This window comes from Acuticoccus sediminis (assembly GCF_003258595.1).
In the GTDB taxonomy this organism is placed as follows: domain Bacteria; phylum Pseudomonadota; class Alphaproteobacteria; order Rhizobiales; family Amorphaceae; genus Acuticoccus; species Acuticoccus sediminis.
Genome location: NZ_QHHQ01000003.1, coordinates 619853 through 645658, shown reverse-complemented (window position 1 = coordinate 645658; position 25806 = coordinate 619853). Strand labels below are relative to the sequence as shown.

General features: G+C 68.9%; 30 protein-coding genes. 5 read left to right on the top strand and 25 right to left on the bottom strand.

All coding sequences use genetic code 11. The annotated features are described in order from the left end of the window. Positions 1-66 precede the first annotated feature (66 nt). From DLJ53_RS17180 to motA, 23 genes are all read right to left on the bottom strand, one after another. A complete protein-coding gene (locus DLJ53_RS17180) occupies positions 67-1062 on the bottom strand; it encodes a flagellin N-terminal helical domain-containing protein (protein WP_111347461.1) in 996 nt (331 codons plus the stop codon). A 255-nt stretch (positions 1063-1317) separates the two neighbouring features. Beyond that, positions 1318-2313 carry a flagellin N-terminal helical domain-containing protein gene (locus DLJ53_RS17175; RefSeq protein ID WP_111347459.1) on the bottom strand — a complete coding sequence of 332 codons (996 nt, stop codon included), beginning with the start codon at positions 2311-2313 and terminating at the stop codon, positions 1318-1320. Positions 2314-2636: 323 nt separating this feature from the next. Then, the gene (locus tag DLJ53_RS17170) at positions 2637-3551 is read right to left on the bottom strand and encodes a flagellin N-terminal helical domain-containing protein (RefSeq protein WP_111347458.1); all 915 of its coding nucleotides are present in this window, start codon (positions 3549-3551) and stop codon (positions 2637-2639) included. Positions 3552-3617: 66 nt separating this feature from the next. Next, positions 3618-3875 (bottom strand): hypothetical protein, encoded by a 258-nt coding sequence (locus DLJ53_RS17165; protein ID WP_111347456.1) that lies wholly within the window; start codon positions 3873-3875, stop codon positions 3618-3620. A gap of 336 nt (positions 3876-4211) precedes the next feature. After that, positions 4212-4898 (bottom strand): hypothetical protein, encoded by a 687-nt coding sequence (locus DLJ53_RS17160; protein WP_111347454.1) that lies wholly within the window; start codon positions 4896-4898, stop codon positions 4212-4214. Positions 4899-5173: 275 nt separating this feature from the next. Then, positions 5174-6070 carry a flagellin N-terminal helical domain-containing protein gene (locus DLJ53_RS17155; RefSeq protein ID WP_162409295.1) on the bottom strand — a complete coding sequence of 299 codons (897 nt, stop codon included), beginning with the start codon at positions 6068-6070 and terminating at the stop codon, positions 5174-5176. Between the two features lie 209 nt (positions 6071-6279). Then, positions 6280-7032, bottom strand: a complete 753-nt coding sequence (gene fliP, locus DLJ53_RS17150) for a flagellar type III secretion system pore protein FliP (RefSeq protein WP_244935091.1) — start codon at positions 7030-7032, stop codon at positions 6280-6282. Between the two features lie 16 nt (positions 7033-7048). Further along, positions 7049-7558, bottom strand: coding sequence for a flagellar basal body-associated FliL family protein (locus DLJ53_RS17145; protein ID WP_111347451.1), 510 nt, complete (start codon positions 7556-7558; stop codon positions 7049-7051). Then, on the bottom strand, positions 7558-8268 hold the full coding sequence (locus DLJ53_RS17140) for a flagellar basal body L-ring protein FlgH (RefSeq protein WP_226577994.1): 711 nt from the start codon (positions 8266-8268) through the stop codon (positions 7558-7560). Before DLJ53_RS17140 ends, DLJ53_RS17145 begins: the two co-directional genes overlap by 1 nt. Beyond that, positions 8265-8768, bottom strand: coding sequence for a MotE family protein (locus DLJ53_RS17135; protein ID WP_111347448.1), 504 nt, complete (start codon positions 8766-8768; stop codon positions 8265-8267). The genes DLJ53_RS17140 and DLJ53_RS17135 overlap by 4 nt, the downstream gene beginning before the upstream one ends. Then, on the bottom strand, positions 8765-9880 hold the full coding sequence (flgI, locus tag DLJ53_RS17130; protein WP_111347446.1) for a flagellar basal body P-ring protein FlgI: 1116 nt from the start codon (positions 9878-9880) through the stop codon (positions 8765-8767). Before flgI ends, DLJ53_RS17135 begins: the two co-directional genes overlap by 4 nt. Continuing rightward, a complete protein-coding gene (gene flgA / locus DLJ53_RS17125; RefSeq protein ID WP_111347444.1) occupies positions 9877-10356 on the bottom strand; it encodes a flagellar basal body P-ring formation chaperone FlgA in 480 nt (159 codons plus the stop codon). The genes flgI and flgA overlap by 4 nt, the downstream gene beginning before the upstream one ends. After that, on the bottom strand, positions 10356-11144 hold the full coding sequence (gene flgG, locus DLJ53_RS17120) for a flagellar basal-body rod protein FlgG (protein ID WP_111347443.1): 789 nt from the start codon (positions 11142-11144) through the stop codon (positions 10356-10358). Before flgG ends, flgA begins: the two co-directional genes overlap by 1 nt. Before the next feature lie 84 nt (positions 11145-11228). Then, a complete protein-coding gene (gene fliE / locus DLJ53_RS17115; protein ID WP_111347441.1) occupies positions 11229-11522 on the bottom strand; it encodes a flagellar hook-basal body complex protein FliE in 294 nt (97 codons plus the stop codon). Beyond that, a complete protein-coding gene (gene flgC / locus DLJ53_RS17110; RefSeq protein WP_111347440.1) occupies positions 11519-11947 on the bottom strand; it encodes a flagellar basal body rod protein FlgC in 429 nt (142 codons plus the stop codon). The genes fliE and flgC overlap by 4 nt, the downstream gene beginning before the upstream one ends. Then, on the bottom strand, positions 11944-12363 hold the full coding sequence (locus DLJ53_RS17105; protein ID WP_111347438.1) for a flagellar basal body protein: 420 nt from the start codon (positions 12361-12363) through the stop codon (positions 11944-11946). Before DLJ53_RS17105 ends, flgC begins: the two co-directional genes overlap by 4 nt. A gap of 258 nt (positions 12364-12621) precedes the next feature. Beyond that, positions 12622-13182 (bottom strand): sugar O-acetyltransferase, encoded by a 561-nt coding sequence (locus DLJ53_RS17100; protein WP_111347437.1) that lies wholly within the window; start codon positions 13180-13182, stop codon positions 12622-12624. Between the two features lie 50 nt (positions 13183-13232). After that, entirely contained in the window at positions 13233-14324 is a 1092-nt protein-coding gene (gene flhB / locus DLJ53_RS17095) for a flagellar biosynthesis protein FlhB (RefSeq protein WP_111347435.1), read from the bottom strand. 155 nt (positions 14325-14479) lie between these two features. After that, positions 14480-15523: a flagellar motor switch protein FliG gene (locus DLJ53_RS17090; protein WP_111347433.1), complete on the bottom strand. Its 1044-nt coding sequence runs from the start codon at positions 15521-15523 to the stop codon at positions 14480-14482. Positions 15524-15526: 3 nt separating this feature from the next. Further along, positions 15527-15844, bottom strand: coding sequence for a flagellar motor switch protein FliN (fliN, locus tag DLJ53_RS17085; RefSeq protein ID WP_226578008.1), 318 nt, complete (start codon positions 15842-15844; stop codon positions 15527-15529). Positions 15845-15955: 111 nt separating this feature from the next. Further along, the gene (locus DLJ53_RS17080) at positions 15956-16924 is read right to left on the bottom strand and encodes a hypothetical protein (protein WP_111347430.1); all 969 of its coding nucleotides are present in this window, start codon (positions 16922-16924) and stop codon (positions 15956-15958) included. Next, the gene (locus DLJ53_RS17075) at positions 16905-17819 is read right to left on the bottom strand and encodes a flagellar motor switch protein FliM (RefSeq protein WP_111347428.1); all 915 of its coding nucleotides are present in this window, start codon (positions 17817-17819) and stop codon (positions 16905-16907) included. Before DLJ53_RS17075 ends, DLJ53_RS17080 begins: the two co-directional genes overlap by 20 nt. Before the next feature lie 8 nt (positions 17820-17827). Beyond that, positions 17828-18727 (bottom strand): flagellar motor stator protein MotA, encoded by a 900-nt coding sequence (gene motA, locus DLJ53_RS17070; protein ID WP_111347427.1) that lies wholly within the window; start codon positions 18725-18727, stop codon positions 17828-17830. A 373-nt stretch (positions 18728-19100) separates the two neighbouring features. Between motA and DLJ53_RS17065 the strand changes: the two genes are divergently transcribed. Both DLJ53_RS17065 and flgF read left to right on the top strand, forming a co-directional pair. Further along, positions 19101-19886, top strand: coding sequence for a DUF1217 domain-containing protein (locus DLJ53_RS17065; protein WP_111347425.1), 786 nt, complete (start codon positions 19101-19103; stop codon positions 19884-19886). Beyond that, the gene (gene flgF / locus DLJ53_RS17060) at positions 19887-20609 is read left to right on the top strand and encodes a flagellar basal-body rod protein FlgF (RefSeq protein ID WP_111347423.1); all 723 of its coding nucleotides are present in this window, start codon (positions 19887-19889) and stop codon (positions 20607-20609) included. A 33-nt stretch (positions 20610-20642) separates the two neighbouring features. Here flgF and DLJ53_RS17055 read toward each other — a convergent pair whose 3' ends face one another. Further along, complete coding sequence (locus DLJ53_RS17055; RefSeq protein ID WP_111347422.1) at positions 20643-22667, bottom strand: hypothetical protein; 2025 nt, start codon at positions 22665-22667, stop codon at positions 20643-20645. 198 nt (positions 22668-22865) lie between these two features. On the opposite strand from DLJ53_RS17055, the gene DLJ53_RS17050 reads away from it, so the two are divergent. Beyond that, entirely contained in the window at positions 22866-23510 is a 645-nt protein-coding gene (locus DLJ53_RS17050; protein ID WP_111347420.1) for an HdeD family acid-resistance protein, read from the top strand. Here the strand turns inward: DLJ53_RS17050 and DLJ53_RS17045 are convergent, their stop codons facing one another. Then, entirely contained in the window at positions 23511-24170 is a 660-nt protein-coding gene (locus DLJ53_RS17045) for a haloacid dehalogenase type II (RefSeq protein WP_111347418.1), read from the bottom strand. 262 nt (positions 24171-24432) lie between these two features. On the opposite strand from DLJ53_RS17045, the gene DLJ53_RS17040 reads away from it, so the two are divergent. Both DLJ53_RS17040 and DLJ53_RS17035 read left to right on the top strand, forming a co-directional pair. Beyond that, positions 24433-25287 carry a branched-chain amino acid aminotransferase gene (locus DLJ53_RS17040; protein WP_111347416.1) on the top strand — a complete coding sequence of 285 codons (855 nt, stop codon included), beginning with the start codon at positions 24433-24435 and terminating at the stop codon, positions 25285-25287. Between the two features lie 132 nt (positions 25288-25419). Beyond that, complete coding sequence (locus tag DLJ53_RS17035; protein ID WP_111347414.1) at positions 25420-25749, top strand: TM2 domain-containing protein; 330 nt, start codon at positions 25420-25422, stop codon at positions 25747-25749. The last annotated feature ends 57 nt before the right edge of the window (positions 25750-25806 follow it).

Below are 25806 nucleotides of genomic sequence, written 5' to 3'. Positions count from 1 at the left end.
AGGCCGCGTTCCGGGGGGAACGCGGCCCAGGTGGTGCCACAGAAATTCGACCGGAGGCCGGTACGCTTAACGGAAGAGGGCCAGGACGTTCTGGGCCGAGGCGTTGGCGATGGAGAGGGATTCCACCGAGAGCTGCTGCTGGGTCTGCAGCGCGCGCAGCTTGGTGGACTCTTCTTCCATGTTGGCGTCGATCAGCGAGCCGACCGCGCGGGTGTTGGCGTCCATCAGCGCATCGATGAACGACATCTGGCTCTCGGCGCGGGCGAGGTTCACACCCACCGTGTTCTGCGCGGAGATGACATCGACGAGGACCGCGTCGACGCCCTGGATGAAGCCTTCCAGGGTGGTGAGGTCGGCCGCCGAGTCAGTGAGGTCGCCGATCGGGGCGACGTCGACCGGGCCGGCCGCCTCGTAGGACATCAGCGCCATGATGCCGTCATGGGTGGCGCCGCCGCTGTCGGTCACCTGGGCGATGCCGGAGCCGGAGCGGTCCTTGTCGAGCAGGCCGTTGTGGCCGTCCGTGGAGCTGTCGGCGTCGACGAGGATGACGTTCGAGATGTCGAGGTCGATGGTCGAGATCGAGATCCCGCTCGCGGAGCGCTCGAAGGAGGCGACGACGGCCTTGGTGGAGTTGTAGGCCGCGTCGTCGGTGTCGACGGAGAGGAAGTTCTGCTCGTTGATCACCGAGGCGCCGGCCTTGTTCACCATGTCGGTGATGAGACCGTCGATTTCGACCTGGACGTTGACACGGTTGACGCCCGGCTGGCGGGCCGAGACTAGGAGCTCCTTGAGCTTCTGGAGCGAGTCGCGGGTCGTCTCGAGGCCGTTGTAGACGACGTCGAGGGTCGACTTGCCGATGGCGAGCGCGTCCTTGACGGTGCTGAGCGCGCCGTTGTCGGAGGCGGTGGTCGTCGCGATCGCCCAGTAGGCGGCGGAGTCGGAGGCCTCGCGGATCCGCAGACCCGTCGAGACGCGGTTGTTCGTTTCGTTGAGCGACGCGTTGATGCTGTTGAGCGTCTGGAGCGCGACCATGGCCGCGGTGTTTGTGAGAAGGCTCGTCATCGTCTTTCCTTTGACTACGTGAGAAAGACATGCCGACGATCGGCTTGCAGGGCGGCCTCATACCTTTGGGAACGCACGACCGGATGCACGGCGGCGTGGAACCAACCTGCTGCATCGCAAGGCCTATCGCATGACGCTGGGCCCGGCCTTGCGGCTCGCGCCCGGGAGCGCTGAGCTCAGCGGTGGCGGACTGCCGGCGCCGGTTCTGCCGCGCCCCGGGCGGGAGCGCGGCTCGACCGGCCCGGGCCGGTCCGTTTAGCGGAAGAGGGCGAGGACGTTCTGGGCCGAGGCGTTGGCGATGGAGAGCGACTCGACGGAAAGCTGCTGCTGGGTCTGGAGGGCACGTAGCTTGGTGGACTCTTCTTCCATGTTGGCATCGACGAGGGCACCGACCGCGCGCTTGTTGGCGTCCATCAGCGCGTCGACGAAGACGAGCTGGCTCTCGGCACGGGCAAGGTTCACGCCGACGGCGTTCTGAGCGGTGATGACGTCCACCAGCGTCTCGTCGACGCCCTGGATGAAGCCTTCCAGGATGGTGAGGTCCGCCGCCGAATCCGTCAGGTCGCCGATGGGGGCGACGTCGACCGGGCCGGCCGCCTCGTAGGACATCAGCGCCATGATGCCGTCGTGGGTGGCGCCGCCGCTGTCGGTCACCTGGGCGATGCCGGAACCGGAGCGGTCGCGGTCGAGGATGCCGTTGTGGCCGTCGTTGGAGCTGTCCGCGTCGACCAGGATGACGTTGGTGATGTCGAGGTCGATGGTCGAGAGGGCGATGCCCGACGCGGCACGCTCGAACGATGCGACGACGGCCTTGGTGGAGTTGTAGGCCGCGTCGTCGGTGTCGACGGAGAGGAAGTTCTGCTCGTTGATCACCGAGGCGCCGGCCTTGTTCACCATGTCGGTGATGAGGCCGTCGATTTCGACCTGGACGTTGGCGCGGTTGACGCCCGGCTGGCGGGCCGAGACCAGGAGCTCCTTGAGCTTCTGGAGCGAGTCCCGGATGTTGTCGAGGCCGCTATAGGCGACGTCGAGGGTCGACTTGCCGATGGCGAGCGCGTCCTTGACGGTGCTGAGCGCGCCGTTGTCGGAGTCGGTGGTCGTCGCGATCGCCCAGTAGGCGGCCGAGTCCGCGGCCTGCCGGATCCGCAGGCCCGTCGACACACGGTTGTTCGCCTCGTTGAGCGAGGAGTTGATGCTGTTGAGCGTCTGAAGCGCGACCATCGCCGCGGTATTGGTGAGAAGGCTCGTCATCGTCTTTCCTTGTGGCACTTGAGAAAGACATGCCGACGGTCGGCTTGTTCAGGGCGGCCTCATGCCTTTGGAGAGCACCGGCGCGTTCGAGTGGGGGATGCCGTGTTCGTCCAACCTGCTACGCTTAATCGTCTACGCCGCGTCGCTGGCACGAACCTTGTGGTGTGTCAGCTTTTCGATTTTTCGGGGTACCGGTCGCGCCCCGGCCCGGGAAGCGGGACCGCGCATGCCGGTGCGAGCCTGAATGCCATAGGGCCACGTCCTTGCCGGGACGTGGCCGCGGGTCCGCATTTCCCACCGGTCAGCATGTCCAGGGGCCGCGCCTATTCGAAGAGGCGCAGGATCGTGGACAGCGAGGAGTTGGAGATCGCGAGCGCCTCGATGGCGAGCTGCTGCCGCACGAGAAGCGCCTCCTGCAACGCGGCCTCCTCCTCGAGGTCCACTTCGACGAGGGAGGCGTAGGCCTGCTCGCGCGCCGTCGCGATCGTCTCCACCATGGCGGCGTGGGACTGCACCTGGTTGACCATCGCGCCGACGGTCGCTCCGGCGTCCGTGACCTCGCCCATGGCCGCGTCGACGATGGCGATGAGGTCGTCGATCGTCTGGATGTCCGCCGCCGAGTCCGTCAGCCCGGAAATGTCGAAGTCGAGCACGGTATCGGTGGTTGCGTTCTCGGTGCGCGAGGCGTCGAGGATGCCCTCGTCGGCGTTGTCGTTGACGAGCGCCACGCCGCGGACGTCGATCTCGAAGTCGGTGACGGTGACGGAACCGCCCGAGCGGCTGACGTTGGCGACGAACGACTTCACCGGATTGTAGCTCGCCGACGCGGACTGGCTGAGGATCTCGACATCGCCGATGTTGGCGTCCGCCGCCGTCGACCGGAGCGTGGCCTGGAGCCCGTCGATCTCGCTCTGGATGGTGACGCGGTCGGCCCCGTTCGCGCGGGCGAGGACGAGGTTGTCGCGGATGTCCTGGAGCGTGTCGGATGCGGACGACAGCCCCGCGGACGCGGCGTCGAACGCGGCCTCTGCGACGGCCAGCTGGTCGATGAGGGTGTCCGACAGCGAGATGTCGCTCTGGATCGTCGCCGCGATGGCCCAGAGTGCGGCGCCGTCCCTGGCGCTGTTGATGCGGTTGCCGGTCGAGACCCGCTCGGTACTGGCGGCGATCTGCCTGTTGATCGAATTGACTTCGCGAAGGGCCGTCAGCGCGGCGCTGTTGGCGTGGATGGTCGTCATAACCGTGATCCTTCTGCGTCCTGATCCCTCGTCGGTCCGTCCGGTTCGGCTCGCCCCTGCCGCCGCCTACCGGAACTCGGCCAGCAACTCCCGGAACGCCTCGCGGTCCGCGGCGAGGCGTTGCAGCGCCTCGGCGTAGCGGATGCGATGGGCGTTGAGGTTGCGCAGCTCGTCGAGCGCGCCGGGCGGCAGCGCGATCGCCGTGCCGCAGAGCCGCGTGCCCCGCCGTGCGAGCGGCGTGGGGAGATCGGCGACGATGGGGGCGCCGTTGTCGTTGGCCGGGAGGAGGGCCAGGACCGGGCCGTCGGGATGAGAGCGTCTCATCGCTTGGCGTCCTCTACTCGATACACATGAGGCTGCCTGACGCGCGGTACGGTGCGCGGCGGCAAGGGATGACTCCGAACACGGAGCGGACCGGGCACGCCGTCATGGCGTACATGGGGGAACAGGTGCCGGATCGACCCGCCGAACCGGCTTCGGCCACTTAACGCGCGAACCCCGGCGCGGGACTGCCGCGGAGCGAGGAAATCCGCACTTCCGCCGCACTTTCAGCTTTCGCAAATTCCGGTTTGCCGGGTGAGCCGCCTGCCTCGGACCGGTGCCGCGACGTCCGGCGAGGGAATGTCGCCCGGCGCGTCGCCCGGCGCCTCCGGGAAGGCGTCAGAACCGGTAGGAGCGCTGCGCGCTGCGTGCCGCCTGTCCGGTGACAATGGCCGGCGCCGCGGTCTCGGCCCCGGTGTCGATGGTGGTGCCGACCTTTGCCGGAGCGTCTCCCGAGAGGGTCGTGACCTCGGTCAGCAGCGCGTTGGCGAAGGCCGAACCCGTGCAGCGGACCTCCGCAGCGGCGTCCTTGGCGTCCGCGTACACAGGCGCGGTGCCGACCCTGTCCGTCCTGCGGCGGCCGTACTTCACGCCTGGGCTCTGCGAGGGCGCCGGCGCCGGCGCGGCGTCCTCGTCGGCGAAGGCGAACTCGACGTAGACGCCTTCGAGGTCGTCCGCCGGCGGCACGGGGGCAGGGAGAAGCGCGACGGGCGCCGCGGTGTGCGGGGCGGGCCCGGCGGGCGCGATGGAGAGCTCGGCGGCGGACGCGTCCCACAGCGACGGATCGTAGTCGGACGGCCGGTCGGCCGGTTCCTGCACCGGCTCGCGCAGCTCGCGGAGCGGCAACGGCCGTGTCCGGGCGGCGGCATCAGCGGTCTGGGCGTCGCCGTTCGGCGTGGCGACCGACCGGAGGCGCGGTAGGGCCGACCCGATCCCGTCGCTCGGGCCATCGCGCCGTTCGCGCACGGTCGAGCCGGCGGCGTCGGCCCCGCCGAAAACCTTCGATGCGGTATTGTTGGTCAGCATACTCGTCCTACAGCACTTCGGCCCCAGCCGGTCGCCGCGCGGGATTGCGAGCGCGCTCGCCGGCGCGCGTTCCAGGCGCGGAAGCGGTGGCGCTCCCTCGGATCAGATGGGGGATGTGTGGCAGAGGCGGGCGGTTGGCGAAGGATATCAGGTTCGCCGAAACATCCGTGCCGGGGCGCCCTCCGGCGCGCGGCCGGCGGCCGGATGTCGGCTCCCGGGGAACGACAAAAAGGGCCGCCCGTCAGGGCGACCCTTCATGAGACCGGACCTGCCGCCTAGCGGAAGAGGCCCAGGATCGAGGAGCTCTGCGAGTTCGCGATCGAGAGGGCCTCGATAGCGAGCTGCTGTTGCGTCTGCAGGGCGCGGAGCTTGGTGGATTCCTCCTCCATGTTGGCGTCGACGAGGTCGCCGATCGCCACCGTCCGCGCGTCGATCATCGAGTTGAGGTACGACTCGGCCGACTCCAGGGCGGAGAGGGAGGCGCCGGCCTCCTGCGCACCCGCGATTGCGGAGGCGATCGCCGTGTCGAGCGCGGCGATGTACGGGTCGAGCACGGTGGCGGCCGTCGCGTCGGTCGCCGCGCTCACCGTCGTGCCGTCGAGGTCGGTGATGACCGCGGCAGCCGTGCCGTTGAGGATGCCCGCGTTCGTTGCCGAGTCGGTCAGGATGAAGCTGTCCGTCGCGACCGTCAGCGTGCCGAAGGTGGTGGTGGCGGAGTGGTTGATCGAGGTGACGTAGGAGATGTCGCTGTTCGAGGCCGGGTCGGCGGTGAACAGGGTCACGCCGTTCATCGGCTGGGTCGCCGCGAGGGACTCGAGGCGGGAGACGATGCCGTCCACCTCCGTCTGGATCGCCGAGCGGTCGGCACCGGCCTGCCGCGCGGAGACGAGAAGGGTCTGGAGGTCCTGCAGCTCGGAGACGGTCGCGTCCATCGTCGCCTGCACGGAGGTCATCAGCGCCTTGCCGATGCCGAGCGAGTCGCGCAGGGCGATGTCGGCGGAGTTCTCCGAACGCGCGGTGGTGGCGAGCTCCCAGTAGGTCGCGTTGTCGGCGGCGTCGTTGACGCGCAGGCCGGTGGAGACGCGCTCGTTGGTGGTCTCGAGGGCGCTGTTGACGTTCTGCAGGTTCCGAAGGGCGGAGATCGCGGCAGCGTTCGTGATGATGCTGGTCATTGTTTCGTCCTCTACGCAATACAAGATGAGGGGAAACATGCCGGACACGGCTCGCAGGGTGGACTTCATGTCATTGGCGGGAACTGTGCTGTCCGCCAACCTGCGCACGAGCAGGTTCTAACCTGACGAGCTTGCTTGAAGCTTTGTGAATTGAGCGGTGGCTGTGATTATTTCTGTGTTGCCATAGCCGCCGCCCGTCGCGGGCCCGCTCACACGAAGGAGCGGACCAGGGAACCGACGATCAGGTTCCAGCCGTCGATCAGGACGAAGAACAGGATCTTGAACGGCAGCGCGATCACCGTCGGCGGCATCATCATCATGCCCATCGACATGATGAGCGTCGCGACGATGAGGTCGATCACCAGGAAGGGGAGCAGCACCAGGAAGCCGATCTCGAAGCCGCGCCGCAGCTCGGAGATCATGAAGGCGGGGACGAGGGTGCGCAGCTCCGTCACGCGCTCCGACGAGGCCTCGATGCCGGCGAGGTCGGCGAAGAGCTCGAGGTCGCGCGGGCGCACCTGCTGCAGCATGAACTCCCTGAACGGCTCGGTGACGCGGGTGTAGGCCTCCTCCTCGGTGATCTCGTTCTGGGTCAGCGGGCGCACCCCGTCCTCCCAGGCTTTGTCGAACACCGGACCCATCACGTAGAAGGTCATGAAGAGCGCCAGCGAGATCACGACGATGTTCGCCGGCGTCGTCTGCAGGCCGAGACCGGCGCGCAGGAAGGAGAGGGCGACGATCATCCGGGTGAAGCTCGTCACCATGATGAGGAGCCCCGGCGCCAGCGACAGCACCGTGATGAGGGCGACGAACTGGATGATCCGCCCGGAGGCCGAGCCGCTGCCGGCCGGAAGCAGCTCGGAGAGGTCGAGCTGCTGGGCGGCCGCCGCGCCGGCGACGAGGACGAGCGGGCTCGCCGCCATGGCGACGATGAGACCATGACGCACAAATCGGAAAGTCATTTTCCGGATCCAATCCCTACTGGAAGACCATCGACTCGATCAGAAGCTCCTGCACGGTGCCGCTCGAGGCGGCGCGCACGCGTTCGTTGAGGTCGTCGCGCAGGTGGTTGAAGGCCGAGGCGCCGATGAGCTCCCCCAGCGAGACCGTGCGCAGGAAGGCGATGAGGTCGGTCGAGAGCGTCGCCTTCATCCGCTCCACGTCCTCCACCGCCTCCACGTCGAACACCATCGCGGTGTCGAGGCGGATGCGCGCGCCGGACGGGGAGGCGAGGTTGGTGATGACCGGTTCCAGCCGGGTCACCGTCGTCTCCTTGTCCCAGGCGAGGGAGGGCTTCTGGATCTCCACCTCGTTGGCGCGCTTGGTGGCGACGCTGGAGATCGTGTCCACCTGCATCATGCCGAGGCCCGCGCCGGCGGCGCCGCCCATGAGCGTGACGACAACGGCGGCGAGGATCGTCCCCATCATGCCGCCTTTCTTCTTGTCGTCGTCAGTCGCCAGATCATCTGCCGTGACGTCGTCTTCCATCAGAACGGTACCACCCTGTCGTAGATCTGCTGGCCCCAGTTCGGGGATTGGATCTCGCTCTGCCGGCCCCGGCCGCCGTAGGAGATGCGCGCCTCGGCGATGCGTTCGTAGTCGACGGTGTTGAGGCGGTTCACGTCGAGCGGGTTGACGATCCCGGCGACGGTGAGGACGCGCATCTCGTCGTTGACGCGGATCTCCTGGCTGCCTGTGATGAAGAGGTTGCCGTTGGGCAGCACCTCCTTCACCACCGCCGCCACGCGAAGCCGCAGCTTCTCGGAGCGGTCGATGGTGCCGGTGCCCTTGTAGTTGGAGGTCGAGCCGACGTTGCCGGTGAGAGCACCCTCGGCCGACCCTTCCGGTCCGTCGAAGCCGCGGCCGGAGACGTTGAGGCCGAAGTCGAGATTGGCGTCGGACTTGCGCTTGCGCTCGGACTCGTTGTCGAATTCGGCCTTGTCGTCGAGCTGGATCATGACGGTCAGCGTGTCGCCCACGTTGCTGGCGCGCACGTCGGTGAGGAGCTCGCGCGTCCGCCGGCCGTAGAGCGAGGTCGGGTCGCCGAGCGCGGCCACCTCGACCGCAGCCGCCATCGGCATCCGCTCGGCGACGAGGCCCGTGCCGACCGGCGACAGCTCGGGTTTGACCAGCGGAGTGCCGTCGGCGCATCCCGCCAGCACGAACGCCGTCGTGCCGAACATGAGGACGCGTCTCACGATGGCATCCCGTTGAGGTCGTCGCGCGACAGGCCGGCCATGATGGCGGCGATCCGGGCCGCCTTCTTGGTGTCCATCTCGTTCAGGATCGCGCTCGCCGTGCGGGGCGAGACCTTTGCGATCACCGCCGCCGCCTGCAGCTCGTTCATGGCGGCGAGCTGCTGGGAGGCGGCGTCCGGCCGCATGCCGGCGTAGATGGCGACGAGGTTCTGTTCGGCGAGCTTCAGGAACTTCTCGCGCCGGGTCAGCCAGTCCTCGTATTCCTGTCGCTTGGCCTCGAGGGCCTGGAGGCGGGCGTTGACCTGCTGCTCGGCCTCCTGGAGGCGGGCGAGCTTGCGGGCGAAGCGCACGTCGCCGGCCTCGTCGGCGAGGTTCCGGCAGTAGGCCTCGGCGGCCGAGCTCTCCTCGGCGTCGGCGGCGGGCGCCAGGGCGAACGGCGCGGCGAGGAGGGCGATCGCGAGCGCCACCGCACTGGCGGAGTGGGTCAGGTGATGGGTCATTGGACGATCAGCTCCGCTTGAAGGGCGCCTGCGGTCTTGATGGTTTGAAGGATCGAGATGATGTCCGACGGCTTCAGACCGATGGTGTTGAGGCCGTGGACGAGGGTCTGGAGGTCGGTGCCGTCGACGATGGCGATCTTGCCGCCGGCCTCCTCGGCGGAGACGAAGGTGTTCGGCTCGACCGCGGTCACGCCGTAGGAGAACGGATCGGGCTGGACGACCGTGGGCGACTCGGCGACGCGCAGCGTCAGGTTGCCGTGCGCGAGGGCGACGGTGGACACGCGCACGTTGGCGCCGATGACGACGGTGCCGGTCGCCTGGTCGACGACGACGCGGGCCGGGGCGTCGGTCTCCACCGTGAGCTGGCCGATCTCGGCGAGGAAGCGCGTCGCGCCGACGGACTTTGGCTTGTTGAGGACGACGGTGCGCAGGTCGCGCTCCGCGGCGATCCGGCTGCCCCAGCGCCGCTCGGTGTACGCGTTGATGGCGTCGGCGATCTTGGCCGCCGTGCGGTAGTCCGGGTTGTTGAGCTCCAGCACCAGCTTGTCGATCCCGACGAGGGTGCCCGGCACCTTGCGCTCCACCAGCGCCCCGTTGGGGACGCGGCCGGCGGTCGCGACGCCCTCGGTGAGGGTCGCCGCCTGGCCCTGGACGTTGACGCCGGAGGTCTGCACCTGGCCCTGCGCCACGGCGTAGACCTGGCCGTCGCCGCCGGTCAGCGGGGTCACCACCAGCGTGCCGCCGCGCAGCGAGGTCGCGTCACCGATGGAGGAGACCGCAACGTCGATGCGCGAGCCGACGCCGACGAAGGGCGGCAGCGTCGCCGTCACCGTGACGGCGGCGACGTTCTGGGCGCGCAGCGGAACGCCGCGCACGGCGACGCCCATCCGGTCCAGCATCGACTTCAGCGCCTGCTCGGTGAAGGGCGCGTTGCGCAGCGTGTCGCCGGTCCCCTGCAGGCCGATGACGAGGCCGTAGCCGATGAGCTGGTTGTCGCGCACGCCCTGGACGGTGGTGATGTCCTTGATGCGCGATCCGTCCGGCCCGCCGGGAGCCCCGGCGGTGAGGAGGAGCGACAGCGCCGCGACCGTGATCGTGAGGAGGCGCGTCATGGGGCCGACACCTCGATCGCGCCGTCCATCCCGACGATGCCCGAGACCATCCGGTTGGAGTCGAGGTTGCGCGCCTGGACGATGTCGCCCACCCCGCCGTCCGCCTGTGGCAGCACGGTCGTCGTGATCGTCAGGTTGCCCATCCGGAAGCGCGCCTGCGTCGGCTTGCCCCGGAAGACGACCCTCGACGTCTGGAAGGCGTTGAGCGGGATCGGCTTGCCGGCGGGCAGCGTGCGCCGCGCCTCCCGGCCGATCGCGCGGGAAGGATCGGTGAGGACGGCCAGCGGCCGGTTCGGGTCGTAGTAGAAATGCCGCTCGGTCAGCATATCCGCCGAGACGGTGTCGCCTCGGTTGATGGTCTCCGCCGGGACCGGCAGCAGGCCGCCGGACTGGTCGACGGCGGCCGCCGGAGCCGCGGCGAGGGCGAGCGCCAAAGCGGCGCCGCACATCGGGTGGAACGCCCGCGCCGCGACCATCAGCGGATACCCTTCGAGACGGTGCCCGCCATGTCGTCGGCCGTCTGGATCACCTTGGAGTTCATCTCGTAGGCGCGCTGGGCGGAGATGAGCTCGGTGATCTCCTTCACCGGGTCGACGTTGGAGTCCTCGAGATAGCCCTGCTGCAGGGTGCCGAAGTTGGTGTCACCGGGAAAGCCGAGGGTCGCCTGTCCGGACGCGGGCGTCTCGCGGAAGAGGTTGTCTCCCAGCGCCTCGAGGCCGGCGTCGTTGGGGAAGACGGCGAGGCTGATCTGGCCGAGCTGCTGCGTCGCGGTGACGCCCGCGAACTTGGCGTACACCTCGCCCGACTGGTTGACGACGATCTCCGTCGCGTCGATCGGCACGTTGAAGCCGGGGTCGACCAGGTAGCCGTCCAGGGTGACGATCTCGCCGTTGGGGCCGAGATTGAAGCTGCCGGCGCGGGTGTAGAGCGTCTCGCCGTTGGGGCCGATGATCTGGAACCAGCCGCGACCGTTGATGGCGAGGTCGAGCGGGTTGTTCGTGCCCTTCAGCGGACCCTGTTCGTGGAGGTTGCGCACCGCGACGGTGCGCACGCCGAGGCCGATACGGGTGCCTTCCGGCACCGGCAGCTCGCCGCCCCGGTTGGGCACGCCCTGGGCGCGGTCGGTCTGGTAGAGCAGGTCCGCGAACTCGGCGCGCGAGCGCTTGAAGCCGGTCGTGTTGATGTTCGCCACGTTGTTGGCGATCACCTCGAGGTTCGTCTGCTGTGCGCTCATGCCCGTGGCGGCAATGGCGAGAGCCTTCATGGCGGCGCTCCTTCGATTGCGTGGCGAATGGGGATTGGCCCGCCGGCTGGCCCGGCGGGTCGAGGGCAGCCTCCGGCCGTCGGCCTAGATCTGCATCCGCGCGATTTCCTGGTAGGCGGCGACGACACGGTCGCGCACGGCGACGGCGGCGCGGAGCTGCTCCTCCGCCGTCATCAGGCTCTGCACGACGCTCTGCACCGAGGTGTCGCCGGCGACGCCCGAGATCGCCGCCGCCTCGCCGGTGCGCATCGCATCGCGCGCGTTGGCGGCGATCTTGGCGAACATCGCCTCGAAGTTGTCGCCGACGGTGGCGGCGGAGCCGACCGGATCGACCTGGCGGATCGATTCGCCGGCGCCGATGGGGGAGACGTTCATCATGAGCCGCTCCTCAGGAGGTCAATGGTTTGCGCGATCATCGAGCGGGCACGCTTCATCATCTGGAGGTTCGCCTCGTAGGAGAGGTTGGCCTCGCGCATGTCCGCCATTTCGGTGAGCAGGTTCACGTTCGGCATCTTCACGTTGCCGTCCGCGTCCGCCGCCGGGTGGCCGGGGTCGTGCTCGACGATGAAGGGGGCATCGTCGAGCGCGGTGTTCTTGACGCGCACCGACAGGGCGCCGATCTCGCGGTCGAGCTCGGCGCCGAAGACGATGGTCTTGCGCTGGTAGGGGTCGGCGCCGGGCGTTCCCCCGGTCGACTGCGCGTTGGCGATGTTCTCCGACACGACGCGCAGGCGGTAGGACTGCGCCTCGAGGCCGGCGCCCGACAGGCGGGACACCATGGCCAGTGGATCGGCACCGCTCATCGGAAGCTCACCGAGGTGAGGAGCATGCGGTGAAAGGTGCCCATCACCTGGAGCGAGAGCTGGTGCTCGCGCGCGGTCTCGTCCGCCTTCATGAGCTGCTCGTCCAGCGACACGTTGTTGGCCGAGTGCTTCATGTCCCAGCCTTCCTTGCGTGTGAGGCTGCCGCCGGTGAGGCGTCCGGGCGAGAGGGTCAGGTGGTTGGCGCGGGTCGCCACCATCTGCAGGTGGGTCCTGTCGCCGTCGGCGGAGAAGGCGGCGATGTCGCGCGCCTTGTAGCCGGGTGTGTTGGCGTTCGCGATGTTGCCCGCGATCGCGGCTTGCCGGGTGGCGGCCCAGTCGGCCCTGCGGCCGGCGAGCTCCATCACGTGGAGCGGGCCGACGGCCGCTGATGTTTGTGGAATGGCTCCAACGGTCATGGTCGGATTCGACGCTCCATCCGTCTTCGAACGGGGCCACCGTAGGCGGAGCGTCTTGTGCGGGGCTGGCGCGGCGCTAACAGCTATGCCGTGACCGGGCAAAAAGCGTCCCGGCGAACAATCACCTATGCCGCCACCATTGGACGGCACGCGCGATGCCGGGCTGCGGCAGGGCGACTGTCCCGCAACGGCGCCGCGGTGGCGGGCCGGCCGGGCCGAGGCCGAGTTTCGCTCCCGCCAGGGCGGAGCCGGGAAGCGCTAGAGCGTGCGGACCACGCGGCACGGGCTTCCGGCGGCGAGGACGCCGGCGGGAAGGTCCCTGGTGACGACGCTGCCCGCCGCGACCACCGTGTTCTCGCCGATCGTGACGCCGGGACAGACCACGACGCGCCCGCCGAGCCAGGCGCCGTCGCCGATGACGATCGGGTGTGCCGCCTCCAGACCGCTGCGGCGGGTGGCCGCGTCGAGAGGGTGGGTCGCGGTATAGAGGTGCACGCCGGGCGCGACCTGCACGTCCGCGCCGAGGGTGATCGCGGCGCAGTCGAGGAACACGCAGTCGTAGTTGACGAAGGTGCGCGCGCCGATGGCGATGTTGAAGCCATAGTCGCAGCGGAAGCTCGGCCGGACCACGGCGTCCTCCCCGAGGTGACCGAGGAGGCGCCCCAGCACCGCCCGCAGCGCGGCGGTGTCGCTCGCGACGGTGGCGTTCAGCGCATCGACGAGGGTCTGCGCCGCCTCGTAGTCGGCCACCAGTTCCAGGTCGCTGGCGAGGTAGAGCTCGCCGGCGAGCATCCGTTCCTTGTTCGACGTCGCGCTCATGGCGCCCGCTCCCACTCGTCGTCTCCCGCCACCGGCGGGGCGGCAGGACTTCAGAAGGCGGGCCGCGACTTCGCGGCCTCTTCGTCCTTGGAGTAGACGAAGTAGAGCACCTGCGCGACCGCGCGATAGAAATCCTCGGGGATGAACCGGTCGACCTCCACCGCGTAGTAGAGGGCGCGGGCGAGGGGCGGGTTCTCCACCACCGGCACCTCGGCACCCTCGGCGAGCTCGCGGATCCTGAGCGCCACAGCGTCGACGCCCTTGGCGACGACCTTCGGCGCGCCGCCGACGGCACGCTCGTAGGCGAGGGCGACCGCGTAGTGGGTGGGGTTGGCGATGACGACCGTCGACTGGGGGACCGCGGTCAGCATGCGCCGGCGCGAACGGTCCTTCTGCGCCGATCGCATGCGGGCCTTCAGGATCGGGTCGCCTTCCGACTGTTTCAGCTCGTCCTTCACCTCGCGCCGGGTCATGCGCAGGTCGCGCCGCCACTTCATGCGCGTCCAGGTCAGATCGGCCGCGACGAGAATGATGGTCGCCGCGCAGATCGTGGAGAGGAGGCGGATGGCGATCGTCAGGATCTGCTTGGGGAGGAGCGTCGGGTCCACGAAGACGGCACGGATCACCGTCGGAACCTCGTTGCGCAAAAGGAGCGCGGCGATGGTCCCGATCACCGCGAATTTGAACAGTGAGCGGAGAAATTCCACGACGCCCTGGCTCCCGAAGATGCGTTTCAGGCCCGCATTGATGGAGATCCGCTCCAGCTTCGGCTGGATGCGCTCGCCGACAATGCGGGGCGAGGATTGGGCAAACCCTGCCGCCAGTCCGAACACGGCGAGGAGGATGACGATGGGCAGCGTGAAGACGGCCGCCGTCTTGTAGACGTCGAGGAACAGGGCCGTGACGTCCGCGCCCTGCCCGAGGTCGTAGCTGGAGGCGTTGTCCATCAGGCGCGACAGGGCCGCGGCGAGGTCCCGCGTCTGCTCGCTCGCCATCACGCCGAGCACGGTGAGGATGCCGAGGAGCGAGGCGAAGGCGGGCGCCTCGCGCGAGAATGGCGTCTGGCCCTTGCTGAGCGAGTCCTCGATCTTCTTCGGGGTCGCCTCTTCCGTCTTTTCAGAGCTGTCGGGCTTGTCCGCCATGTCTCCACTCCACGTCTCAACTCCATCGCCGGGACGCGCGAGGCGGCCGGGGGCCCGGAGGCGGGAAGGGCGGCCGGCCGCTCAGCGGCAGCCGGCGCGTCGGGGGCGCGGGCGGATCGCCGCCCGTGCGGCGCTCCGCCGGCCCGGCGGCGGGGCTACTGCAGCAGCCCGCCGTCGTCGTCCCCGGTCGACAGGTCGATCTCGCCGCGCTGGCCCATGGCGAGGGCGAGGTCGGTGATCTTGCGCCGGGCCTCGTTGACCTCGCGGGCGGTCGCCGCCTCGCCGGAGGCGAGCTCCTGCTCCACCATGCGCCGCGTGCGGGCGGCGAGGCAGGAGAGCACCTGCGCGCGGAAGGCCGCGTCGGTCCCCTTGAGCGCCATCACGAGGTCCGTGTTGTCGATGCTGTCGAACAGCGTGGTGAGCGCCTTCGGGGCGAGCTTGATGATGTCGTCGAAGGTGAAGAGCAGCGAGCGCAGGATCTCCGCCGACTTCGGGTGCGTCGAGGCGAGGCCGTCGAGCAGGCCCTCCATCTGCTCCCGGTCCATCTTGTTGATGATGTCGGCCATCCTGGCGTGGCTGTCGCCGCCGCCGGCGAGCGAGAGGTTCACCATGAAGTCCTCGTAGAGCGCCTTCTCGACGATCTTCAGCGCATCCTCGACGACGGCCTTGGTGGACAGCATGCGCCGGGCGACCGAGTCGCGCAGCTCCTTCGGGAACTCGCTCATCACCTTCGCCGCGGTGGGCGGGGCGAGCTTGGTGAGGACGAGGGCCGCGGTCTGCGGGTGCTCGTTGAGCAGGTACGGCACCAGCGAGCCTTCCGACAGGCCGCTCATCTTGTCCCAGATGGACTGGTTCACCCTCCCTTCCATCTCGGCGATGATGTCGGCGATCTGCTCCGGCGGCAGGATGCCTTCCAGCATCCGCTGCACCGTGGCGGTGTCGCCGACGACGTTCGTGCCGATCCCGAACTGGGTGATGAACTCCTCGACGAGCTCCTCGATCTGGTGCACCGGGACCGGGCGCAGCTCGGCCATCGCATGGGTCACCGTGCGCAGCTCCGGCGGCTCGAGGTGCTTCATCACCTCGCCGGCGGCGTGCTGGCCCATGGTCATGAGGACGGTGGCCACCTTCTCGACGTTGGACAGCTGCCGTTTGGGAAGGGCGGGCGGCGCTGGTGCGGTGGCGGCTTCGGGGGGCATCGGCTACCTCTCGCTGCCGGCCGGGCCGACGATCTCGGTCAGCGACACGCCGAAGCGCGAGGAGTCGTCGTCGACCACCACCACCTCGCCGCGCGCGATGATGCGGCCGTTGACGACGATGTCGACCGGCTCGCCGACGCGGTGGTCGAGCGCGACCACCTGGCCGCGGCCGAGCTTCATGAGGTTGGCCACCGGCATCGTCGCCGAGCCCAGGACCACCTGCATGTTCACCGGGATGCGCAGGATGGTGTCGATGGAGGGCTCGTGGGAGCCGTTGGCCGGTGCGTTCGGGGTGTTGGGCTTGCTCTCGCCGTCAGACATCATCGTCCTCATTGAAGGGAAACATGGCGGAGAGGGCTCCTCGATGAGCCCTCGGGATCAGGCGGGTCGCGTCGGGGGCGGGCCGGCGGCCCACCGCGCTTCGGCGGGGGGTCAGGCGCTGCGCTGCGCCGCGGTGGCGAGCTCGGACCAGGTGAACTGGCGCCCGTTCATGACGGCCATGGCGGCCTCGTACTCGGGGCTGTTCTGCGTCGTCGTCTCGTCGTCGCCGTCGGCCTTGGGTTCGCTCGCCCTGGCGAGGGCCTCCCTGTTCTTGACCAGCATCATCATCGGCCCGGTCGGCGCGGGCCGCTCGGCTGCCGTCGACGAGGCGGGCCGCCTGGTGTCGGATGCGGCCGCGAGAGGGGACGCGTCGGGGCCGGTCGAGGCTGCCGGAAGCGATCCGAAGGATGCGGGCCGCACGGCGGACGCATCGGCCTCGGTGGCGCGCTGGGCGCTGGCGGCGGAGGCGAGCGGGGTCGCCGGCCGGGGCCTGGCGCCGGGGACCGACTGCAGCGGGCGCGGGCTGCGGAGCGCGGCGTTCCGGTTCGCGGCCTGCGTCTCCGTCGCCTTCTCCCGGGCGGCGGCGATCCGGGCGCGGGCCGCGTCACGGATGCGGATCGCGGCGGGGACGCTTTTGCCGGCCGCCACCGGCTCCTCCTCGGCCCCGGCTTCGGCCGGCTCGGCTGCGGGCTCCTCGCCCGCGGCGGAAGCGTTCGCCTCGATCACGACCGGGCGGGGGGCGGGAACTGCGGCCGGAGCCGGGGGCGTCGCCGTCTCGAAGACCTTGAACTCGAGGTAGGCGTCGCGGGTGCGGATGGTCGCGTCCTCGATGTCGTTCATCATCATCCGCGCCTCGTTGAGGCGGGTGGCGAGGGTGACGGCCATCTCGCCGCCGTCGTCGGCCATCTTCCCCATCGCCTCGCGGGCGCGGTCGATGGCCTCGGAGGCGCGGGCGAACTCCTTCGCTGCCGCATTCTGCAACGCGTCGAACCGCCGGAGGCGCCGGTACATCAGGATCACCGCCCCGGAGGTCGCGGCGAGAGCTGCAAGGAGGATGATGTTAATTGCCGAGGAGATCACCGATAAACTCCTGTTCTGGATCGAACACATCGTCGACGCGCAGTTTGTAGACCCCGTCCGCCTGTCCCAGCTGGCACCAGAAGAGGGCCTGGTTGTTGGCCTCCAGCTTGACGGGCGACTTCGGCGTGGCCGACAGCTGGATGAGATCGCCGGGCTTCATCGCGGTGATGTCGCCGAGGGTGATCATCTTCTCGTCGAGGATCGCGCGCAGCTTCACGTCGGCGCGCGTGACGCCGGCCCGCATCTGGCGGACCCAGTCCGGATCGCGCGAGCCGCCGACCTCCGCGGTGGTGGTGGAGCCGAGCGCGCGGCGGACCATCTGCAGGCCCGCGTAGGGGAGGATGATGAACATCTCGCCGCCGCGGTTGATCGCCTGGACCAGGAACTTCGCCGCCGCCGCCTGTGCGGTGCGCCGGCCGATGACGGCGAAGTGCATCCGCGTCTCGAGGCGCTCGACCCGGAAGGTCGCCTTGGTGACCACCGAGAAGGACTGCGTGAGGACATCGCAGACGAGTTCGGCCAGCTTGGCGCAGACCTTCATCTCGATGTTGGAGAAGGTGCGGCCGTCCTCCTCCGGCATCTCCTGCCCGTCGGCCCCGAACATCACCTCGACGATCGTGAAGATGAAGTCGCGATCGAAGCCGAGGACCACCTCGCTGTCCCACTCGGGGACCTCGAGGATCGCGGTGACGGCGTTCGCCTCGTAGGGCTCGAGCATCTCGCCGATGCGGCCCTGCTCGATGTCGAGGACGGAGAAGTAGCAGGGCGAAGCGGCGACGGCGCGCATCTGTTCGGCGCAGGAGTTGGCGACCCGGTCGAAGATGACCGGCAGCATCGGCAGGCGGTCGACCTGGATGCCGGCCGCGTCGAGGAGCTTGTCGGAAACATCGCTCATCGTGTCCCTCACGCGGCCTTGTCGGTGGCGCGGCGGCCCTGGTCGTCATTGGCCGGGCCGTTGCCCAGGGCCTCCGACTCCACTTCGTCGATGGTCGGACGGGAGGAGGTCTCGATCGTCTTGCGGCCGTGCTCGAGCGCGATCTGCGGCATCGCGCCGTTGATGTAGGCGAGAAGCGCCTGCTTCGTGATGAGGTAGGGCTTCATCTGCTTCTCGGAGATGGTTTTGATCTTGGAGGACATCGGCGCGAAGAACGCGTACGAGGACAGAATGCCGAGGAAGGTGCCGACGAGCGCCGAGGCGATGAGGCCGCCCAGGATCTCCGGCGACTGGTCGATGGCGCCCATCGCCTTCACGATGCCGAGCACCGCCGCGACGATGCCGATCGCCGGAAGCGCGTCGGCGATCTCGCCGAGCGCCAGCGCCGGCTTCTGCTTGTCCTTGCGGATGGTGGCGATTTCCTGGTCCATCAGCGCTTCGATCTCGAAGCCTCGCGCGTTGCCGATGAGGATCAGGCGCACGTAGTCGCAGATGAAGTTCAGCAGCATCTTGTCTTTGACGATGGTGGGGAACTTCTTGAAGAGCTCGGACTCTTCCGGGTTGTCGACGTGCGCCTCGACCTCGTTGCGCGGCTTGGCCTTGAGGTCGCGCATGAGCGCGAACAGGCAGCCGAGCAGCTCGAGGAGGTCCTTGCGCTTGGGCGCCTTGCCGGACGCCGCCTGGACGATGGCCGACCCGGTCTTTTTGATCATCGCCGAGGGGTTGGCGATGATGAAGATCCCCGCCGCGAGGCCGAAAATGATGAGCACCTCGAACGGCTGCCAGAGCACGTCGATGTGGCCGCCCATCGCCATGAAGCCACCCAGCATCGATCCGATGCCGATGACGAGACCCAATATGACTGCCAAGAGTTCATCTCCCGTGATTGCACGCTAGAGGCGTATGCCTGTTAGCTTGCTCGAGCATGGCCCGAGGCAGGCTTCGCCAGGATCTCCAAGGGGGCCCCGGTGTCCACGCTCGCCGCCCCCGGCAAGGCGGCGCAATCTCTGCGGGAGTTGCTTGTTGCAGGTGACCGGTGGCGCATCGGCTGTGAGCCCGCGCGGATACGCCGACTGCGGGGCGCGAGGCTGGGGCGAGGCCGTCCGATGCCTGTTATCACCGGATCTGACGGGAACTTGCGGCTTGACCGCCAGCCCCGTGCAACTGGCCTGAGCGAGTGTGCTCAAGCGCCGCGCGCGAAAGGAGTTGAAGAGGGCCACGGCGCTTTACAGGAGGACGAACATGTCCGTCGCAGTGAGCTACAGGCTAATTTCCTCGAACCTCGACCGGCAGCTCGAAATCACATCGAAGCAGGGGCCGGTGAAGCTCGAGGCGCAGTACTACCTCGAGAACTACGGGAATGTGACGTCGATCGACGAATTCCTGCAGGATACCAGGCTGTTCACGACCGCGATGAAAGCGTTCGGCCTCGAAGACATGGCCTTTGCCAAAGGCTACATGCGCAAGATCCTCGAGGAGGGAATGAGCGACCCTCTCTCGCTCGGCAACCGCACGACCGACCCGCGCATCCAGGAGTTCGCCCGCGCCTTCGATTTCGAGAGCTTCGGCGACCTCACCATGAAGCGGGAAGCCACCGGCCAGCAGGTGGTCGACAAGTTCGTCCGCCAGCAGCTGGAAGTCACGGCGGGGGAACTGGACGGCGAAGGGGTGCGCCTCGCCCTCTACTTCGAGCGGATGGCGGGGGAGATCCACTCTCCCTACGACATCCTCGCCGACAAGGCCCTGAGCAAAGTCGTGCGGACGGTGCTGAACCTTCCGACCGCCTTCTCCGGCGCCGACATCGACAAGCAGGCCGCCGTGCTGGCGGAGCGTCTCGACGGCGTCGACTTCAGCGACGAAGACCAGCTCCGCCGCTTCCTCATGCGCTTCACCACGATGTGGGACGCGACTCAATCGGTGAGCCGCGACCCGATCCTCAACCTCTTCGCCGTCGGCGGGGCGACCATGCAGACCGTCTCGCTCGAACTGGCACTATCCCTGTCTTCCCTACGCCTTGGAGGCGCCTGAGTGGCATCCGAACTCTACGTGTCGCTGTCTGGCCAGATGGCCATGGAGACGCGACTTTCGACGGTGGCGAACAATGTCGCCAACATGCGCACCGCCGGCTTCCGTGCCGAAACGGTGAACTTCGACACCGTCCTCAGCGACTATCACGCCGACCGCGTCAACTTCGCCGCGGTCGGCGAGATGCACATCGACCGCTCCGCCGGTCCGGTCGAACTGACCGGCAACCCGCTCGATGTCGCCATCGTCGGCGAGGGCTGGTTCGGGATCGAGACGCCGTCCGGCACCGCCTACACGCGGGACGGCCGCTTCACGGTCAGCGCCGAGGGCGACCTGCGGAGCCTCACCGGCTACGCCGTCCTCGACGAGGGCGGCGCACCGATCCAGCTCGACATCAACGGCGGTCCGGTCGAGATCGGGGCGGACGGCACGATGATCCAGAACGAACGCAACGTCGGCGTCCTGGGCCTCTTCATGCTGTCCGACGAGGCCAACCTGACCCGCTACGGCGAGACCGCGCTCCTCTCCGACGTCGTCGGCGAGCCGGTGGTGGACCGTGTCGCCAACGGGGTGCGGCAGGGGTACCAGGAGGGATCGAACGTCAACCCGATCCAGTCGATCGCCGAGCTCATCGAGATCCAGCGCGCCTTCGACAACGCGACCGCCGCCGTCGGCGACCGCGAGGAGACCTTGCAGCGCGCCGTCCGGACCCTCGGCGCCGACTGACGCGGGCGCCGTTGGAGTGCGGCGTATTGCGGATCAGTCGTAGCCGAGCAATGCGCAGGCGCGCCTGTAGTCCGAGTTGACATTCACGAGGGCCGTCGTCTCCTCGGAGACGGGGCGGCGGGGGCGGGGCGCGATGTCACCCGACCGCCGGCCGCTGTCGCCGGTGATCGTCCGGTAGTCAGCCCACGTCTCACTCCAGGTGGGGTCGAACGGGAGCCCGAGGCGGCCCGTCGCCTCGCGCAGCCAGCGGTCCGGCGCCTCGGTGAAGGCCTCGTAGGTGAGGAAGCCGTTCGTGGCGGCATACTCCGCGAAATGCCGGAAGCCCCCCATCACCGGGCCGATCGCCTCGGGTTTGGCGAAGCGGGACGACACCATGCTGAGCCACACGTCGAGGGGATGGCGCGTGGTGACGAGGACGCTCGTCGCCATGCGCGGGGCGACGAGTTCCAGGAGGCTCGGCCGGCGCCGGGGCGGCAGGCCGCCACCCGCGACGTAGTCGACGTGCGACCAGTCCCGCAGGAGGAGGATCGTGCCGCGCCGTGCGGCGTCGACGGCGAGGCACTCGAGGATGTCGACGACCGTCGCCTCGCCGCAGTTCGCGAGCGCGTCGATCTCGCCCTTCAGCGTGTCCGAGAGGCCGAACCAGCGGCGGTACTGGTCGAGCGGGTTGAAGGAGACCATGGAGAGGCTCGCCATGGGGTGGATCTCGCTGAGGAGCGTGACGCCGCCCATCGTGCCCAGGCACTTGCTGATCGCGGTCCCGCCGCTGCTGGCGAGATGCGAGACGATCGCGACGCGCGGCTTCGCGGCCGGCGGCGGCGCCGGACGCGGAACCGGAAGGGGGGCTGTCCGGCGGTATTCCGGAACCGACCTCGCGGGGACGGAGAAGCGCGAGTCGACCGCCGCCTCGCGCAGCGAGCGTGACAGGTCGAGCGAGGCGCTCTCCCGCGCCGCCGGCGTATCGGCCGGGCCGGGGAGGGCGAGCGGGACCGTGCCTTCGGCGTCGAGCCTCGCGAGGTGGCGGCGGTTGTGGGCCGTGATTTCCGCCAGGGCGTCCCCGAGGGCGCCGAAGTCGTCCTCGCCCATGCCGAGGAGACGGCCCACCTCCTGCACCAGAAGCTCGATGCGCACGTTGGGGTCCATCACGTCGTCGTAGGCTTCGTCGAGCAGTGGCGCGAAGGTGCGGAAGCCGAGCGCGCGGACCATCCGCAGCGCGTGCGGTCCGCCCAGCACCAGGAACGGGCGCCCCTCCGCCACCGCCCGACGGATCGGACGCGGGATCTGGATGAGGCCGCCGTAGTGCACCACCTCGTCGATGACGAGGACGATCTGGCGTGGGCGAGCCGGCGCCTGCGGCCCCGGCTGCATCAGGGCGAGCTTGTCCGCGAGCTGCGCGACCAGCTCGGTCAGCCTGTTGGCCGGATTGGCCTTGTGGCGGTCGATGAAGTCCCGCTTCGCGTCGTCCACCACGACCGGGACGTTGCTGCCGTAGTCGCGCGCCGGGGCGTGACCGTCGCGCAGGAGCTGCGCGGCGAGGATCGCCTGCTCGACGCGCGCCTCTCCGCCGAGGAGCGAGACGCGCGCCCCGGGCGTGTCGGATGTGATCGGCGCATTCGCGGCCTCGTCCGCCGGATCGCCGGGCAGGCGGCTCAGAAAGTGGAACCGGACCCGCTCCTCGCGTCCGCCGTAGACGCCGTCGTGGCGGTGGAGGATGGCGAGGTTCGCGGTGATGATCGTCGTGCGTCGCGCGGAGATGCCGAGTGCGTCGAGACGGGCGTAGAACCCCTCGAACGCCTCCGCGTCGAGAACGAAGCCGCCACCGTCGTTGACGAGGACGAACGACACCTCCGCGGCGGCGGCGCATTCACGGATCGCCCCGGCACAGCGGTCCAGCACCGCCGTCAGCGAACCGGGTGCCAGGAACGCGGCGAGGATGGTGACCTCGCCCGCCTCGGGGCCGATCCGCTCGAGACTGCGCACCGTGCGCTCGCGCGGCCAGCCGAGGTGGGCCGCCACGAGGTCCACGGTCGCCGGTCGGGTGTTGGTGAAGATGATCAAGTGGTCTGCCGGTTCGTCGGACCCTGGGGGACGCTCGCCCGCTCTAGCATCGCGACATCGGAAAGGCACGGTGCATTCGCGCCATAGCGGCCGACCGATGCGGTGGCATCGCGCCATCGGATGCTGGATTTTGCTGGTGGCCGCCGCACATTCATCCCATCATTTTGAGAACACAAGCGTTACGAAATGGGGCTAACCATGAGCAGCACCGACGCGGTCGTTCGCGATCCGCTCTACGGCAATCTCACCCTGAACTGGAAATGGATGCTGGCGCTCGGCATCCTGATGGCCGTCCTCGGCATCATCGGACTGGGCATGACCTACGCGCTGACGATCGTCGGCGTGGTGTGGTTCGGCGTGCTGGCGGTCATCGGCGGCATCGCCCAGGTCTTCGACGCCTTCAAGTACAAGGGGTGGAAGAGCTTCGGCGCGCACCTGCTGCTCGGCCTGCTCTACCTCGCGGCCGGCGTCGTGCTGATCGCGATGCCGGTGCAGTCGGCGTGGTGGCTGACGCTGCTGATCGGCGCGACCTTCATCGTCACCGGCATCCTGCGCATCATCATGGCCTTCCAGATCCGCGGCGGCGGCGCGGCCGTGGTCTGGCTCGGCATCACCGGCGCGGTGTCGCTGATCCTCGGCGTGATGATCTTCGGCATCGTCGACTTCCCGAGCGCCGAGCAGCTCGCGACGCCGGAGACGGCGACGGCCTGGTTCCGTGACTGGGGCTGGATCATCGGCCTCTTCATCGCGATCGAGTTCATCGCCCAGGGGGCGGCGCTCGCCGGCCTGGCGCTCGCCGCCAGGAAGGTGTCGCAGATCATGTCGCCCCCCTCGGGCAACTGATCAGGCGGTCGGCAGACCCTTCAGGGACGACAGCGTGACCGCGGGCGGCATGTCGGAATACTCGTCCGGCGCGCCGCCCCGGTTGATCCACACGGTGCGGAAGCCGAAGGCCGTGGCCCCGGCGACGTCCCACCGGTTGGAGGACTGGAACGACACCGCCTCCGGGAAGACGCGGAAGCGCGTGGTAACGAGTTCGTAGACCGCCGGCAGCGGCTTGTAGGTCTTCAGCGAATCGACCGAGAGGATATCGTCGAGGAGGCCGCCGATCCGCGCGGCCTTCACCGCCAGCTCAAGCATCGCCTGGTTGCCGTTGGAGAGGATCGCGACCTGCGCCCCCGCGTCGCGAAGCTGGGTGAGGACGTCGATCACCTCCGGGTAGGCGTCGAGCTCGCGGTAGGCGTCGAGGAGGCGCTCCCGCATCCCGCGCGGGGCGGTGGGGACGACGCGAAAGGCGGTGTCGAGCGCGTCCTCGGTCAGCGCCCAGAAGTCCCGGTAGCGGCCGGCGAGGCTGCGCACCCAGGAATATTCGAGCTGCTTCTGGCGCCAGACGGCGGAGAGCTGATCGGCGTCCGGTCCCACGTCGTCCTTGTATTTGCGCACGGCGGCATGGACGTCGAACAGCGTGCCGTAGGCGTCGAAGACGTAAACCTTGTGCATCAGCGTTCCTCCTGGCGCCGCCGGTCGTCGTCCGGCCGCGGCGCGTCCTTCGAGCGATCGGCGCGCGTAGCGGCGGCCGGAGCCACGGGATCGTCGCGGGTGCGACGCCGGATCCCTCCGCCGCGGACCCCGATCCTCCCGGGCTCTAGCGCAATGCGGCCGTCCGGGCCACCGTTGCAGTGGTGCAAGGCGATCCGCAAGGATGGGCTTCGCCGCTTTCCATGTCCCGGCACTGCGCTTAAACCAGTCCCGTTGGAGGGCTCAAATGGCAGACTGGTCGCAGACTTGGACTTGGTTCGACGGCGGATGGCATGAGGGTAATCCCCCGGTGCTCGGCCCGCGCTCGCATGCCTTCTGGCTGGGCTCCTCCGTATTCGACGGGGCGCGCGCCTTCGAGGGCGTGACGCCGGATCTCGATCTCCACCTGGAGCGGGTGAACGCCTCGGCGCGGGCGATGATGCTGAAGCCGACGATGAGCGTCGGGCAGATGACGGAGCTGGTGTCCGAGGGCATCGCGAAGTTCCCGTCCGGCACCCCGCTCTACATCCGCCCGATGTACTGGGCCGAGGAGGGCACGGGTTCGGCGGTCGTTCCGAACCCGGATTCGACGCGCTTCCTGCTGTGCCTCTACGAGGCGGCGATGCCGGAGGTGAAGAGCTACTCGATCACCGTGTCCCCGTTCCGCCGGCCGACGATCGAGACGATGCCGACGAACGCCAAGGCGGGCTGCCTCTACCCGAACAACGCGCGGGCCATCGCGCGGGCGAAGGAGAAGGGGTTCGACAACGCGCTCGTCCTCGACATGCTGGGCAACGTCGCCGAACTCGGCTCCTCCAACGTGTTCATGGTGAAGGACGGCGTGGTGCTGACCCCGCGCGAGAACCGCACCTTCCTCGCCGGAATCACGCGCTCGCGCGTGATGGCGCTGCTCTCGGCGGCCGGTTACCGGGTCGAGGCGAGCACCCTCACCGTGGCCGACTTCATGGACGCGGACGAGGCCTTTTCCAGCGGCAACATGGGCAAGGTCCTGCCGATCACGCAGATCGAGGACCGCGTCCTGCAGCCGGGGCCGACGTTCCACGCGGCCCGGCAGCTCTACTGGGACTACGCCCACGCCTGACCGACGCATCGGCGCGGGCGCGGGATCGGCCGGGACCGCGGGCCCGGCCGCCCGGCGCCGACGGTCCGCACGGGGGCGGCGACCCCGGTGACCCCGGCGGCCGTTCGTTCCGTTCGCAACTGGAGGTCACTCATGGCCGGCGCGGCACCATCGCTCGAGCAGCACGACTTCGTCGGAAAGTACTGCCCCGGGTGCGGGAAGCGGCTGCACGAATCGGCGATGACGTGTCCCCAATGCGGCGCGACGCAGCCGGGTTTCCCGAGGCGCAACCGCATTGCGGCGGCGATCCTCGCCCTCGTCCTCGGCGGCTTCGGGGTCCACAAGTTCTATCTGGGGCAGATCGGCTGGGGCCTCATGTACCTGGTGTTCTGCTGGACGCTGATCCCGTGGCTGATCGCCTTCATCGAGTTCATCATCCTCCTCTTCCAGTCCGACGCCGAGTTCGCGGCGAAGTACGGCTGAGCCATTCGCGCGTTTGGCGGCGGTTCGGGCTGGCTCACCCACCGGAGATGGCGTTAA

Excerpts from the sequence above, each read along its gene's own strand:
- DLJ53_RS17170 (WP_111347458.1), bottom strand. The coding sequence starts at position 3,551 with ATGACGACCATCCACGCCAACAGCGCCGCGCTGACGGCCCTTCGCGAA.
- fliP (WP_244935091.1), bottom strand. The coding sequence starts at position 7,032 with ATGACTTTCCGATTTGTGCGTCATGGTCTCATCGTCGCCATGGCGGCG.
- fliN (WP_226578008.1), bottom strand. The coding sequence starts at position 15,844 with ATGTCTGACGGCGAGAGCAAGCCCAACACCCCGAACGCACCGGCCAAC.
- DLJ53_RS17180 (WP_111347461.1), bottom strand. The coding sequence starts at position 1,062 with ATGACGAGCCTTCTCACAAACACCGCGGCCATGGTCGCGCTCCAGACG.
- DLJ53_RS17075 (WP_111347428.1), bottom strand. The coding sequence starts at position 17,819 with ATGAGCGATGTTTCCGACAAGCTCCTCGACGCGGCCGGCATCCAGGTC.
- DLJ53_RS17090 (WP_111347433.1), bottom strand. The coding sequence starts at position 15,523 with ATGCCCCCCGAAGCCGCCACCGCACCAGCGCCGCCCGCCCTTCCCAAA.
- DLJ53_RS17105 (WP_111347438.1), bottom strand. The coding sequence starts at position 12,363 with ATGACCGTTGGAGCCATTCCACAAACATCAGCGGCCGTCGGCCCGCTC.
- DLJ53_RS17165 (WP_111347456.1), bottom strand. The coding sequence starts at position 3,875 with ATGAGACGCTCTCATCCCGACGGCCCGGTCCTGGCCCTCCTCCCGGCC.
- flgC (WP_111347440.1), bottom strand. The coding sequence starts at position 11,947 with ATGAGCGGTGCCGATCCACTGGCCATGGTGTCCCGCCTGTCGGGCGCC.
- flgI (WP_111347446.1), bottom strand. The coding sequence starts at position 9,880 with ATGACGCGCCTCCTCACGATCACGGTCGCGGCGCTGTCGCTCCTCCTC.
- DLJ53_RS17155 (WP_162409295.1), bottom strand. The coding sequence starts at position 6,070 with ATGACCAGCATCATCACGAACGCTGCCGCGATCTCCGCCCTTCGGAAC.
- DLJ53_RS17160 (WP_111347454.1), bottom strand. The coding sequence starts at position 4,898 with ATGCTGACCAACAATACCGCATCGAAGGTTTTCGGCGGGGCCGACGCC.
- DLJ53_RS17135 (WP_111347448.1), bottom strand. The coding sequence starts at position 8,768 with ATGACCCATCACCTGACCCACTCCGCCAGTGCGGTGGCGCTCGCGATC.
- flhB (WP_111347435.1), bottom strand. The coding sequence starts at position 14,324 with ATGGCGGACAAGCCCGACAGCTCTGAAAAGACGGAAGAGGCGACCCCG.
- DLJ53_RS17100 (WP_111347437.1), bottom strand. The coding sequence starts at position 13,182 with ATGAGCGCGACGTCGAACAAGGAACGGATGCTCGCCGGCGAGCTCTAC.
- DLJ53_RS17040 (WP_111347416.1), top strand. The coding sequence starts at position 24,433 with ATGGCAGACTGGTCGCAGACTTGGACTTGGTTCGACGGCGGATGGCAT.
- flgA (WP_111347444.1), bottom strand. The coding sequence starts at position 10,356 with ATGGTCGCGGCGCGGGCGTTCCACCCGATGTGCGGCGCCGCTTTGGCG.
- DLJ53_RS17050 (WP_111347420.1), top strand. The coding sequence starts at position 22,866 with ATGAGCAGCACCGACGCGGTCGTTCGCGATCCGCTCTACGGCAATCTC.
- flgG (WP_111347443.1), bottom strand. The coding sequence starts at position 11,144 with ATGAAGGCTCTCGCCATTGCCGCCACGGGCATGAGCGCACAGCAGACG.
- DLJ53_RS17035 (WP_111347414.1), top strand. The coding sequence starts at position 25,420 with ATGGCCGGCGCGGCACCATCGCTCGAGCAGCACGACTTCGTCGGAAAG.
- fliE (WP_111347441.1), bottom strand. The coding sequence starts at position 11,522 with ATGATGAACGTCTCCCCCATCGGCGCCGGCGAATCGATCCGCCAGGTC.
- DLJ53_RS17175 (WP_111347459.1), bottom strand. The coding sequence starts at position 2,313 with ATGACGAGCCTTCTCACCAATACCGCGGCGATGGTCGCGCTTCAGACG.
- DLJ53_RS17065 (WP_111347425.1), top strand. The coding sequence starts at position 19,101 with ATGTCCGTCGCAGTGAGCTACAGGCTAATTTCCTCGAACCTCGACCGG.
- DLJ53_RS17145 (WP_111347451.1), bottom strand. The coding sequence starts at position 7,558 with ATGGAAGACGACGTCACGGCAGATGATCTGGCGACTGACGACGACAAG.